Source organism: Ponticoccus litoralis, assembly GCF_039769985.1.
GTDB classification, from domain to species: domain Bacteria; phylum Pseudomonadota; class Alphaproteobacteria; order Rhodobacterales; family Rhodobacteraceae; genus Ponticoccus; species Ponticoccus litoralis.
Window position 1 is genome coordinate 144,821 of record NZ_JBDNCH010000001.1, and the last position, 12,024, is coordinate 156,844.

Sequence of the window (12,024 nt, forward strand, 5' to 3'; positions counted from 1 at the left end):
GGGTTTTCCTTTGTCAGGCGACGGCATAGCCGCCGTCAACGGGAATGACGGTGCCGGTCATGAAGCCGGCAAGCGGGGTGGTCAGGAACAGCGTCGGGCCGGCCAGGTCGCCCGGCTCGCCCCAGCGCGCCATCGGTGTGCGCGACACGATGGCCGCCGCGCGTCCGGCATCCTCTTGCAGGCCCGAGGTGAGCGGCGTTCTGATCCAGCCCGGGGCGATGGCATTCACGCGGATGCCATCCGGCGCCCAGGCGATGGCCAGTGACTTGGTCAGCTGCGCCACGCCGCCTTTCGAGGCGGAATAGCCCGGCACCAGGCCGCCGCCGAAGAACGACAGCATCGAGGCGGTCATGACGATGGACCCGCCGGTGCCGGCCAGCGCGGGCCTGGCGGCATGGGCGCAGCGCATCGCGCCGTTGAGGTTGATGTCCACCACCTGCGCGAAGACGCCGGGGTCCAGCTCGGCCCCGCGGCGGATCACACCGGCGCAGCAGACCAGCGCGTAAAGGTCCGGGGTGCCGCCGACCACATCGGCGACCTCCGCCTCGTTCCGCACGTCGAGCTGGCGGAACGAGAGGCGGGAGGACAGCCCCTCGGTCTCGGCCCAGTCCCGGGCGGCGGCGATGTCCGCCTCGGCCACCCCGGTGGCCACCACGTCGGCACCCGCCTGCGCGTAGGCCTTCGCGATGCTGCGACCGATGCCCGAAGAGCCCCCGGTGACCATGACCCGCCGACCCGAGAGGAAGGGCGCCGCCCGGGCGCCTGTCTCTGCCTGCCCGGACATCATCGGATGAACTGGTCCACGTAACCGGCCCCAAGACCGACTTCTTCGTAGTGGTTGCGGCACATCTCGATCTTGGTGAAGACGTCCTCGAAACCCATGGTCTTGCCGTAGGGGTCGACGTAAAGCATGACGCCGTTGACCTGGAAGTAGGTGATCATCTCGGTCACGTCCTCGGGCACCACCAGGGTATGCGTCTCGCCCGGGGGCTCGTAGACATAGCCGCCTTCGCGGGCTTCCCAGTCGTGTTCCAGATAGTGCCAGCGGCCTTTCAGCACGAAGCCATGCACCGGCTGCGGATGGCGGTGGCGCGACAGCACGCCCGATTTGCGCACGCGCAGCAGGTTCATCCAGTACCCCTGCGAGGCATTCAGGCAGAGCGGGCGAAAGGACACCGATTCAGTCTGCGGCACCCAGACACGTTCGTCGGTGGCGATGGCCTCGGGGATGACGATCTCTTCGGCGGCATCCTTGGGGAAGGGCAGCTGGTACGGGGTGAGCGCATCGTCGCGCGTTTCGGCTTTGTCGGGTTCGACGGGCATGAGAGCCTCCTTTTTTGTGGAGTTACGTAAGTTCAGGGTTGGAACGGGTCCTGCGCCAGAGGCCGAGCAGGGGCGGAAGAACCCAGACAAGGATGGTGATGACGCCCAGCGTTCCCGCGATGGGACGCTCGAAGAAGGTCAGCAGGTTGCCGTCGGCCTTGATCATGCTGGACATGAAACTTTCCTCGACGATCTTGCCAAGCACCAGGCCCAGCACGAGCGGTGCCGCCGGATAGTCATTGGCTTCCATGATCCAGACCAGCACGCCGATTGCGGCCAATGTCCAGAGATCGAAGAGCGCGTTGTTGGTGGCGAAGGTGCCCAGCACGCACATCAGCAGGATTGCCGGGTAAAGCAGGCCGGGACGCAGCCCCAGAACGTGGCGCCCGCCCATCACCGCCGCCAGCCCCAGCGGGATGATCAGCAGGTTCGCAAGGACGAACACGATGTAGATCGCGTTGACCAGATCGGGCGAGGTGACAAAGACCATGGGCCCCGGCTGGATGCCCTTGAGCACCAGCACGCCGACAACGATTGCGGTTATGGAATCCCCGGGGATGCCAAAGACCAGCGCCGGCACGTAGCTTCCCGAAAGCGCAGCGTTGTTGGCCGAGGCGGATCCGGCGATGGCCTCCGGTTCGCCCTTGCCGTAGTTGGCCTTGACCTTCGAGAACCGCTGGCTGACCGCGTAGGCGATCCATGCGGCGATATCGGCCCCGGCACCGGGCAGCGCGCCGATCACCGTGCCCAGCAGGCTGCCGCGCAAGACCGGCAGCTTGAACCGCCAGAGGTTGCCGGGCTGGCCCTTCAGGATCGACAGACCGGCGGCGGGCGGTGTTTTCGGCTGCGTCAGCGGGGCCGCGGTACGAGCGCAGGATCTCTGCGACGGCGAAGGCCCCGATCATGACCGCGATCAGCGAGACTCCGGCCTGCAGGTCGATGACGCCGAAGGTATAGCGCGGCAGGCCAGAGGTCACGTCGAGCCCGATCATGGTCAGCGCCAGGCCCAGCAACAGCGACAGGGTGCCTTTCAGCTTGTCCTTGCCCGCCACCATGGTGGCGCAGGACAGGCCCAGCAGCGACAGCCAGAAGTATTCGTAGCTGGAGAACTTCAGCGCCACCCGCGCCAGTTGCGGGGCCGCGATCACCAGCGCCGCGGTGCCGACCAGTCCGCCGAGGACCGAGACGCTCATCGACAGCCCCAGCGACAGGTCGAGGCGGCCCTTCTGCGTCAGCGCGTCAAGCTCGCGCATATAGGCCGCCGAGGCTGGCGTTCCGGGGATGCGCAGCAGGGCTCCGGGGATGTCTCCGGCAAAAATCGACATGGCCGAACAGGCGACGATGGCGCCGATGGCCGCGACCGGCGACAGGAAGAAGGTGACCGGCACCAGCAGGGCGACCGCCATGGTCGCGCTCAGCCCCGGGGTGGCGCCGACGAACAGGCCGAAGGCGGCGCCCAGCAGGATCACCCCGATCACCTGAAAGCTGAAGACCATTTGCAGGGAAGACAGAAACACATCCATGACGAGACCTCAGAACCAGGGGCTGAAAAAGGAACTGGTGGGCAGGGGAACCCGCATGATCCGCGTGAAGAACAGGGTGACGATCACACAGATCGTCACCGCCGAAAGCAGTGCCGGTAGCGGTTTCTCCTGCCAGGCCAGCGCGTTGAGAAAGATCAGCGGGGTAGCCACCAGAAGCGTGCCGAAGGCCGGGGCGAGCAGGCCGAAAAGCACGATGCTCAGCGGGATCAGCAGCACCCGCGCCAAGGCGAGGGGATTGCGCATCCAGTCGGGGGCCTCGGGCCGGAAAAAGCCGCCGTGTCCTGCTGCGCGGCGGGCGCGCAAACTGCGCGCCGCGATGGCGATGCCCAACAGCAAAAGCCCGCTGCCGATGATATAGGGAAACAATCTTGGCGATGCGGCCCCCGCGGGTTCGGGAAAGCCGGTGGCCCGTTGCACCACGAAGCTGCCGAGGCAGGCAAAGCCCAGTCCTGTCCAGAAATCGGGAAGCCGCATCGCCCTGTCCTCAGTTGTCGCGTTGCGACAGGCCGATGGACTTCATGACCTCGCCGACGCTTTGCTGGGTTTCGTTCAGGAAGGTCGCGAAATCCTCGGACCCGCGGAACTCGGCGCCAAAGCCCTGCTTGGCCATGAAGGTCTGGAAGGCTTCGCTTTCAAAGACGGCCTTTGTGGCCTCTTCCAGCCGCGCCACGGCGGCGGCGTCCATGTCCGCCGGACCGACGACCCCGCGCCATGTGCCACCGGCGTAGGGTGTGCCGGTCTGCTCGGTTGCGGTGGGCACGTCGGGGAAGGATGCATTGCGCTCGTCCGCGAAGACGGCGATGGCCCGCGACAGGCCCGCATCCATCATCGTCTTGCCTTCGGGCAGGGACGACGGGATGATCTGCACCCCACCGGCGGCCAGTTCCTGGAACCCCGGCGCGGCGCCCTGAGACGGCACCATGGTGACTTTCAGCGGATCGATGCCCTGCTGCTGCAGGAAGCCCGCGAAGGCCAGGTGATAGGCCGCACCGACCGCGGCGCCCGACATCTTGTAGGTGCCTTCCGGGTCGGCCTTGATCGCGGCCACGGCCTCTTCGACGTTCTGCCAGTCGCTGCTTGCGGCAATATGAAAGGCCGCCGGGTCAAAGTTGATCAGGGCGACAGGCGTGAAATCGTCGGCCTGAAACTCGGCGTTGCCGGTCCAGTAATAGGTCAGCATCTCGGCGGTCGCGAAGCCGATGGTATAGCCGTCCGTGGGCGCCGTCACCATCGCGTTGTGGCCCACCACACCGGCCCCGCCCGAGCGGTTGACGACGGAGACCGGCACGCCCAGCTGCGACTCGAGCCCGCTGGCCAGAGTCCGCGCAATTGCGTCGGTGCCGCCGCCCGCATTCCACGGCACGATCATGGTGATGGGTTTTTCGGGATACTCCGCAGCGGCCATACCGGTGGTGGCCACCGCTGCGGCCATCGCCAGCAGGGTGTTCTTCAGCATATAGTTTTCCTCCTGATTTCAGCTGATAGGTTTGGTAAGCTCGTATTTCTCCAGGTGTCGGCGCGTGATGCCGATCATGTCGAGCATCGCTTGCCGTGCCTCTTCAGGCCGGCGCTGCTCGATCGCTTCCAGAACCCGCAGGTGATTGACCAGGTTCTTGCGAAAGCTCTCCATGTGAATCTCGATGGCGGCCTTGAACAACTGCCCCAGCACCGCGTCGATGGCGGTGTCGAAGGCCTGCAGGATCGGGTTTCCCGTCGCCGCCAGAATGGCCAGGTGAAAATCCTTGTCGGCCTGGATGGCCGCAGGGACGTCATCGTGTTCGGCGGCCTGCTCCATGGCCTCATAGGCCAGCCGGATGCGGGTAATCTCGCGCCGCTCGGCGCGAACGGTACCGCCAGCGCGCAGGCGGCGGGCTCGAAGACCTCGCGCGCCTCGTCGATGGCCGAGGACAGTTCGACATTGAAGCCGTCGTCGGGCTGCATCCAGCGCAGCACGTCCCGACTGAGCAGGCTCCAGTCCTGCCGGGGACGGACCCGCGTGCCATGACGCGTGCGCACCTCCAGCAGACCCAGCGCCGAAAGCGTCTTGATGGCTTCGCGCAGGGTGGTGCGGCTGACCGAGAGTTCCTCGATCAGGTCTTTCTCCACGGGCAGGGCCGCCTCTTCGCCATAGGCCCCTGAAACGATCCGGCGCCCGAGAATGTCGAGCACTTCAGAAGCCTTGGCTGGCCGGTAGCGTCGCCCGGAGGCGCGGCAGAATTCATGTGTTTCATCGATACCTCCCCTGCCGGGGTCGGCCAGTCCTCCGTCCCGGCCGCACCACCGGGCCGGAGGTAGGATGAATCAGGGGCTGCGTCAATGGTATGATTAATGACTCTGAATTATCGTACCATTCGATCCGGCGGTCAGGTTGTCCCGCATCCCGGGCGGAATGCCGCGAAACAGGGCCGTGATTCAGGCAATTCGGTCGACGGCAAGGGCATGTCCCGTCATCCGAAATTCTCGGGGAGTTGCGGCCTTTGCGGTGGAGTGCGCCCCGCCGAAGACGGCCCGCGCATCAACGCTTTCCGCGAAAGCCCGGCCCCTGCGCCGCTTCCGGGCACTGACCGCCGCGTGGCGCGAAGGCCGAATTCGCCGTCAACCGCAGACAGGAGCCTCGACGGGCGCGCCCGGCGGGGGTATCCCAGTGATCAGGAGAGGACCAAGCCCCGGCAAAGAACGCGAAATCCACAGGGATCACGTCAGTGTGGCGCGGGCCATCCCGGGGTTCCGGTCCCGCGAATCGACGGAAGGCGGGGCGGTCGTCTTTCCTGTTGTGCACAGGATGCGCCGATGGTGGAGAATCGTGTCCTGTTAGCGCCTCCGGGGTCGCGGATCACAGCCAGTCAAGCGAAATCAAATGTTGACTGCTAGGAAAAGAAATTGATTATAGGGAAAAGGCAGACGCACTGAACTCGAAAGGACAAGTGGCATGTCGCTGGACGACGTCGGGATCTGGAAATCGGGCCGTGGCAAGGGCCGCCGCACACCGAAAGGGCGCCAATTCGACGATGAGGCGCTGGTCGACATCCAGACGCTCCTTGGCGACTCGCCGCGCCGCCGCGACCTTCTGATCGAGTTCCTGCACCTGATCCAGGACCGCTACGGCCACCTTTCGGCGGCGCATCTGCGCGCCCTGGCCGAAGAGATGCGCCTGTCGATGGCCGAGGTCTACGAGGTTGCCACCTTCTACGCTCATTTCGACGTGGTCAAGGAGGGCGAGACGCCGCCCCCCGCCCTGACCATCCGCGTCTGCGACTCGCTGTCGTGCGAACTGGCCGGGGCCGCGCAGCTGAAAAGCGCGCTGGAAGAGGGGCTGGACCCGGCGCAGGTTCGGGTTCTGCGCGCGCCCTGCATGGGGCGCTGCGACACGGCGCCGGTGCTGGAACTGGGCCACAACCACATCGACCACGCCACAGCCGACAAGGTGCATGCGGCCATTGCCCGGGGCGAGACCCATGCCCATCTGCCCGACTACGAGGCCCTGCAGGCCTACCGCAAGGGCGGCGGCTACGACACCCTGGAGGCGCTGCGCGGCGGCAGCCAGACCGTGGACGCGGTGCAGGACACCATGCTCGAGGCCGGGCTGCGCGGTCTGGGCGGCGCGGGCTTCCCCTCGGGCCGCAAGTGGAGTTTCGTGCGTGCCGCCGAAGGCCCGCGCTACCTGGCCGTCAACGGCGACGAGGGCGAGCCGGGCACCTTCAAGGACCGCTATTACCTTGAACGCACGCCGCATCTGTTCCTCGAGGGCATGCTGATCGCGGCATGGGCCGTCGAGGCGGAGAAGTGCTTCATCTACATGCGCGACGAATACCCGGCGGTGCTGGATATCCTGCGGCAGGAAATCGCGGCGCTGGAAGAGGCGGGTCTGGTCGAGAAGGGCTATATCGACCTGCGGCGCGGGGCAGGGGCCTATATCTGCGGCGAAGAGTCGGCGATGATCGAATCGATCGAGGGCAAGCGCGGCATCCCGCGCCACCGCCCGCCCTACGTGGCGCAGGTCGGCATCTTCGACCGTCCGACTCTGGTTCATAACGTCGAGACGCTGAAATGGGTGGCGCGCATCCTGCGCGAGGGCCCAGAGATCCTGAACGGCGTTGAAAAGAACGGGCGCAAGGGGATGCGGTCCTTCTCGATCTCGGGCCGGGTCAAGAACCCCGGTGTGCATCTGCTGCCCGCCGGGTCCACCATCCTCGACCTGATCGAGGCGGCGGGCGGCATGCTCGACGGCCATGTCTTCAAGGCCTACCAGCCCGGCGGCCCCTCTGCCGGTCTGCTGCCCGCCAGCCTGAACGACGTGCCGATGGACTTCGACACGCTGCAACCGCACGGCACCTTCATCGGTTCCGCCGCCGTGGTGATCCTGTCGGACCGCGACAGCGCCCGCGATGCGGCGCTGAACATGCTGCGCTTCTTCGAGGATGAAAGCTGCGGCCAGTGCACCCCCTGCCGGGCGGGCTGCGAGAAGGCCGTCAAGCTGATGCAGGCCGACCGCTGGGACACCGCCCTTCTGGAAGAGCTGAGCCAGACCATGGTCGACGCCTCGATCTGCGGCCTCGGACAGGCCGCGCCGAACCCCATCCGCCTGACCATCAAACATTTCCCGGAGGAGATCTGAGCCATGAGCGAGACAATCACCTTCAACCTGAACGGCGAGGATGTCACCGCCGAGGCGGGGATGACCATCTGGGAAGTCGCCAACGGGCGGGGCCTGAAGATCCCGCACCTGTGCCACAAGCCCGCGCCCGGCTATCGCCCCGACGGCAACTGCCGCGCCTGCATGGTCGAGATCGAGGGCGAGCGGACCCTTGCCGCCTCGTGCATCCGCGAACCGGCTCGAGGGCATGGTGGTGAAGACCGCCACGCCGCGCGCCGAAAGCGCCCGCAAGATGGTGATGGAACTGCTGCTTGCCGACCAGCCCAAGCGCGAGGTGGCGCATGACCGGTCGTCGCACCTGTGGGACATGGCCGAGGAAACCGGCCTCGACGTCAGCCGCTTCCCCAAGCTGGAAGAGGGCCGCATCCCGCTGCTCGACGACAGCCACGTGGCGATGTCGGTGAACCTTGATGCCTGCATCCAGTGCGGGCTCTGCGTGCGCGCCTGCCGCGAGGTGCAGGTCAACGACGTGATCGGCATGTCGGGCCGGGGCCACGACGCCTGGCCGACCTTCGACTTCGCCGACCCGATGGGGGCCTCGACCTGCGTCGCCTGCGGCGAATGTGTGCAGGCCTGCCCGACCGGCGCGCTGATGCCCGCCACCGTGGTCGATGCGAACCAGCAGGGCGACAGCGCCGATTACGACAGCGAAACCGAAAGCGTCTGCCCCTTCTGCGGCGTCGGCTGCAAGGTTTCGCTGAAGGTCAAGGACGGCAAGGTCAAATATGTCGAGGGCATCAACGGCCCCGCCAACGAAGGTCGCCTCTGCGTCAAGGGACGCTTCGGCTTTGACTATATCCACCACCCCCACCGCCTGACGAAACCGCTGATCCGCCGCGAGGACGCGCCGCCCAAGGGCATGAACGTCGATCCCGGCAACCTGATGACCCACTTCCGCGAAGCCTCGTGGGAAGAGGCGATGCAGGCCGCGGCGGGCGGGCTTGCCAAGCTGCGGCAGGCCCATGGCGGCCAGTCGGTGGCGGGCTTCGGCTCTGCCAAATGCACCAACGAAGAGGCCTATCTCTTCCAGAAGCTCATCCGTCAGGGCTTCAAGCACAACAACGTCGACCACTGCACGCGGCTGTGCCACGCCTCGTCGGTCTCGGCGCTGATCGAGAACGTCGGCTCGGGCGCGGTGACCGCGACCTTCAACGAGATCGAGAACGCCGATGTGGCGATCATCATCGGCGCCAACCCGATCGAGAACCACCCCGTCGCCGCGACCTACTTCAAGCAGTTCACCAAGCGCGGCGGCAAGCTGATCGTCATGGATCCGCGCGGGCAGGGCATGAAGCGCTTTGCCTACCAGATGCTGCAGTTCCGCCCCGGCGCCGACGTGTCGATGCTGAACGCGATCATGAACGTGATCGTCGAGGAGGGGCTTTACGACAAGCAGTATATCGACGCCTACACCGAGAACTGGGAGGCCGAGAAGGAACACCTGAAGGCCTTCACCCCCGAAGCCATGGCGCCGATCTGCGGCATCGACCCCGAGGTGATCCGCGACGTCGCCCGCACCTTCGCCGGTGCCAAGGCGGCGATGATCTTCTGGGGCATGGGCGTCAGCCAGCACATCCACGGCACCGACAACTCGCGCTGCCTGATCAGCCTTGCGCTGATGACTGGGCAGGTGGGGCGTCCCGGCTCCGGCCTGCACCCGCTGCGTGGGCAGAACAACGTGCAGGGGGCGTCGGACGCGGGTCTCATCCCGATGTTCGTGCCGGATTACCGTTCTGTCGAGGATGCGGCGGTGCGCGAGGATATCTTCGGGGTCTGGGGCCGTGACGAGGACTGGTCCGACAAGAAGGGCCTGACGGTGACCGAGATCGTCGATCAGGTCTATGCCGGCAACATCAAGGGCATGTACATCCAGGGCGAGAACCCGGCCATGTCCGACCCGGACGTGGAACATGCCCGCGACGCCTTTGCCAAGCTGGAACACCTTGTCGTGCAGGACATCTTCCTGACAGAGACCGCCTATTTCGCGGATGTGATCCTGCCCGCCTCGGCGCTTTACGAAAAGGACGGCACGGTCAGCAACACCAACCGGCAGGTCCAGCGGGTCCGCCCGGCAGTGCCGCCCCCGGGCGACGCGCGCGTCGACTGGCGGATCACGGTCGAACTGGCCCAGCGGCTGGGTCTGCCCTGGGACTACAGCGACGTCTCGGAGGTCTTTGCCGAGATGAAGCAGGTGATGGCCTCGCTCGACAATATCACCTGGGAGCGGCTGGAAACCGAGACCGTGACCTATCCCTCGCTGTCGGAAACCGATCCGGGGCAGGCGGTGGTCTTCGGCGACGGCTTCCCGCGCGCCGAGGGCCGGGCGAAGTTTACCCCCGCCGCGGTGATCCCGCCGGACGAGGCGCCGGACGAAGCCTACCCGATGATCATGACCACCGGTCGCCAGCTGGAACACTGGCACACCGGGTCGATGACCCGCCGCGCCTCTGTTCTGGATGCGGTGGAACCGGAGGCCAACTGCTCGCTGCATCCCAAGACGCTGCGCGCGCTTGGCGTCAGCCCGGGCGAGATGATCCGCCTGACCACCCGGCGCGGCAGCATCGAGATCATGGCCCGCGCCGACAGGGCGGTGTCCGAAGACATGGTCTTCGTGCCCTTCGCCTATGTCGAGGCGGCGGCGAACGTCCTCACCAACCCGGCGATCGACCCCTACGGCAAGATCCCCGAATTCAAGTTCTCTGCGGTGCGCGTCGAGGCGATCACCCACACCGCAGCCGAATAAGCCAAGTCAAACAACAGGGACATCCAATCATGGCCTATAGAACCGACATCGAGATTGCGCGCGACGCAAAGAAAAAGCCGATCCAGGAAATCGGCGACAAGCTGGGCATTCCCACCGATCACCTGCTGCCCTACGGCCACGACAAGGCCAAGGTCAGCCAGGACTTCATCAACTCGGTGCAGGGCAATGACAACGGCAAGCTGATCCTCGTGACCGCGATCAACCCGACGCCGGCGGGTGAGGGCAAGACCACCACCACCGTGGGTCTGGGCGACGGCCTGAACCACATCGGCAAGAAGGCGATGATCTGCATCCGCGAAGCCTCGCTCGGGCCGAACTTCGGCATGAAGGGCGGCGCCGCCGGGGGCGGCATGGCGCAGGTCGTGCCGATGGAGGACATGAACCTCCATTTCACCGGCGACTTCCACGCCATCACCTCGGCGCACTCGCTGCTGTCGGCGATGATCGACAACCACATCTACTGGGGCAACGAGCAGGAAATCGACGTCCGCCGGGTGCAGTGGCGCCGGGTCGTGGACATGAACGACCGCGCGCTGCGCCAGATCACCGCCTCGCTGGGCGGTGTGGCCAACGGCTTCCCGCGCGAAGCGGGCTTCGACATCACCGTGGCCTCGGAAGTCATGGCGATCCTCTGCCTTGCCAAGGACCTCAAGGACCTAGAGCAGCGCCTGGGCGACATGATCGTGGCCTACCGCCGCGACCGCACGCCGGTCTTCTGCCGCGACATCAAGGCCGAAGGCGCGATGACCGTGCTGCTGAAGGACGCGATGCAGCCGAACCTGGTGCAGACGCTGGAAAACAACCCGGCCTTCGTGCACGGCGGCCCCTTCGCCAATATCGCGCATGGCTGTAACTCTGTCATCGCCACCACCACCGCGCTGAAACTGGCCGACTACGTGGTCACCGAGGCGGGCTTCGGCGCCGACCTGGGGGCCGAGAAGTTCATGAACATCAAGTGCCGCAAGGCGGGTCTGGCCCCGTCGGCAGTGGTCTGCGTGGCCACCGTGCGGGCGATGAAGATGAACGGCGGCGTGGCCAAGGCCGATCTGGGCGCGGAAAACGTCGAGGCGGTCAAGAAGGGCTGCCCGAACCTGGGCCGTCACATCGAGAACCTCAAGTCCTTCGGCGTGCCGGTGGTTGTGGCGATCAACCACTTCGTCACCGACACCGATGCCGAGGTCGAGGCGATCCGCGAATTCGCGAAGACGCACGGCGCCGAGGCGGTGCTGAGCCGCCACTGGGAGCTGGGTTCCGAAGGCTCTGCCGATCTGGCGCGCAAGGTTGTCGAAGTGGCCGAGGCCGGTCAGGCGAACTTCTCGCCGATCTACCCCGACGAGATGCCGCTGGCCGAGAAGATCCAGACCATCTGCAAGCGCATCTACCGCGCCGACGAGGCCCTGATGGATCAGAAGATCCGCGACCAGCTGAAGCTCTGGGAAGAGCAGGGCTATGGCAACCTGCCGGTCTGCATGGCCAAGACGCAGTACTCCTTCACCACCGATCCCAACCGGCGCGGCGCGCCCACGGGCCACTCGGTGCCGGTGCGCGAAGTGCGCCTCTCGGCGGGTGCGGGCTTTATCGTCGTGGTCTGCGGCGAGATCATGACCATGCCGGGCCTGCCGCGCGTGCCCTCGGCGGAGAACATCCGCCTGAACGACGCGGGCCAGATCGAAGGCCTGTTCTAAGACCGGACCGGCCGCCGGCAGGATCCTGTCCGGCGGCAGGCAGGGGGCGCGTCA

Annotated in this window: 8 protein-coding genes and 3 pseudogenes; 3 read left to right on the forward strand and 8 right to left on the reverse strand. The window is 66.1% G+C overall.

Annotation, left to right across the window (positions count from 1 at the left end; translation table 11 throughout):
• Nucleotides 1–13: 13 nt before the first annotated feature.
• From ABFB10_RS00790 to ABFB10_RS00825, 8 genes and pseudogenes are all read right to left on the reverse strand, one after another.
• Nucleotides 14–787, reverse strand: a complete 774-nt coding sequence (locus tag ABFB10_RS00790) for an SDR family NAD(P)-dependent oxidoreductase (RefSeq protein ID WP_347164930.1) — start codon at nucleotides 785–787, stop codon at nucleotides 14–16.
• On the reverse strand, nucleotides 784–1,323 hold the full coding sequence (locus ABFB10_RS00795) for a 2,4'-dihydroxyacetophenone dioxygenase family protein (RefSeq protein ID WP_347164931.1): 540 nt from the start codon (nucleotides 1,321–1,323) through the stop codon (nucleotides 784–786). Before ABFB10_RS00795 ends, ABFB10_RS00790 begins: the two co-directional genes overlap by 4 nt.
• A 22-nt stretch (nucleotides 1,324–1,345) precedes the next feature.
• Entirely contained in the window at nucleotides 1,346–2,089 is a 744-nt protein-coding gene (locus ABFB10_RS00800; RefSeq protein ID WP_347164932.1) for a tripartite tricarboxylate transporter permease, read from the reverse strand.
• Nucleotides 2,090–2,222: 133 nt separating this feature from the next.
• Nucleotides 2,223–2,846, reverse strand: a pseudogene (locus ABFB10_RS00805) (tripartite tricarboxylate transporter permease); the annotation flags it as partial.
• Between the two features lie 9 nt (nucleotides 2,847–2,855).
• Nucleotides 2,856–3,341 carry a tripartite tricarboxylate transporter TctB family protein gene (locus tag ABFB10_RS00810; RefSeq protein WP_347164933.1) on the reverse strand — a complete coding sequence of 162 codons (486 nt, stop codon included), beginning with the start codon at nucleotides 3,339–3,341 and terminating at the stop codon, nucleotides 2,856–2,858.
• A gap of 10 nt (nucleotides 3,342–3,351) precedes the next feature.
• Nucleotides 3,352–4,323 carry a Bug family tripartite tricarboxylate transporter substrate binding protein gene (locus ABFB10_RS00815; RefSeq protein ID WP_347164934.1) on the reverse strand — a complete coding sequence of 324 codons (972 nt, stop codon included), beginning with the start codon at nucleotides 4,321–4,323 and terminating at the stop codon, nucleotides 3,352–3,354.
• Between the two features lie 18 nt (nucleotides 4,324–4,341).
• On the reverse strand, nucleotides 4,342–4,842 hold the full coding sequence (locus ABFB10_RS00820; protein WP_347164955.1) for a FadR/GntR family transcriptional regulator: 501 nt from the start codon (nucleotides 4,840–4,842) through the stop codon (nucleotides 4,342–4,344).
• Nucleotides 4,843–4,868: 26 nt separating this feature from the next.
• A pseudogene (locus tag ABFB10_RS00825) lies at nucleotides 4,869–5,036 on the reverse strand (FadR/GntR family transcriptional regulator); the annotation flags it as partial.
• A gap of 760 nt (nucleotides 5,037–5,796) precedes the next feature.
• Here ABFB10_RS00825 and ABFB10_RS00830 point away from each other — a divergent pair.
• The 3 genes and pseudogenes from ABFB10_RS00830 to ABFB10_RS00840 all read left to right on the forward strand — a co-directional run bounded on the left by ABFB10_RS00830 (nucleotide 5,797) and on the right by ABFB10_RS00840 (nucleotide 11,970).
• Nucleotides 5,797–7,482: an NAD(P)H-dependent oxidoreductase subunit E gene (locus ABFB10_RS00830; protein ID WP_347164935.1), complete on the forward strand. Its 1,686-nt coding sequence runs from the start codon at nucleotides 5,797–5,799 to the stop codon at nucleotides 7,480–7,482.
• Between the two features lie 3 nt (nucleotides 7,483–7,485).
• Nucleotides 7,486–10,264: pseudogene (fdhF, locus tag ABFB10_RS00835) on the forward strand (formate dehydrogenase subunit alpha).
• Between the two features lie 29 nt (nucleotides 10,265–10,293).
• Entirely contained in the window at nucleotides 10,294–11,970 is a 1,677-nt protein-coding gene (locus ABFB10_RS00840; RefSeq protein ID WP_347164936.1) for a formate--tetrahydrofolate ligase, read from the forward strand.
• Nucleotides 11,971–12,024 lie beyond the last annotated feature (54 nt).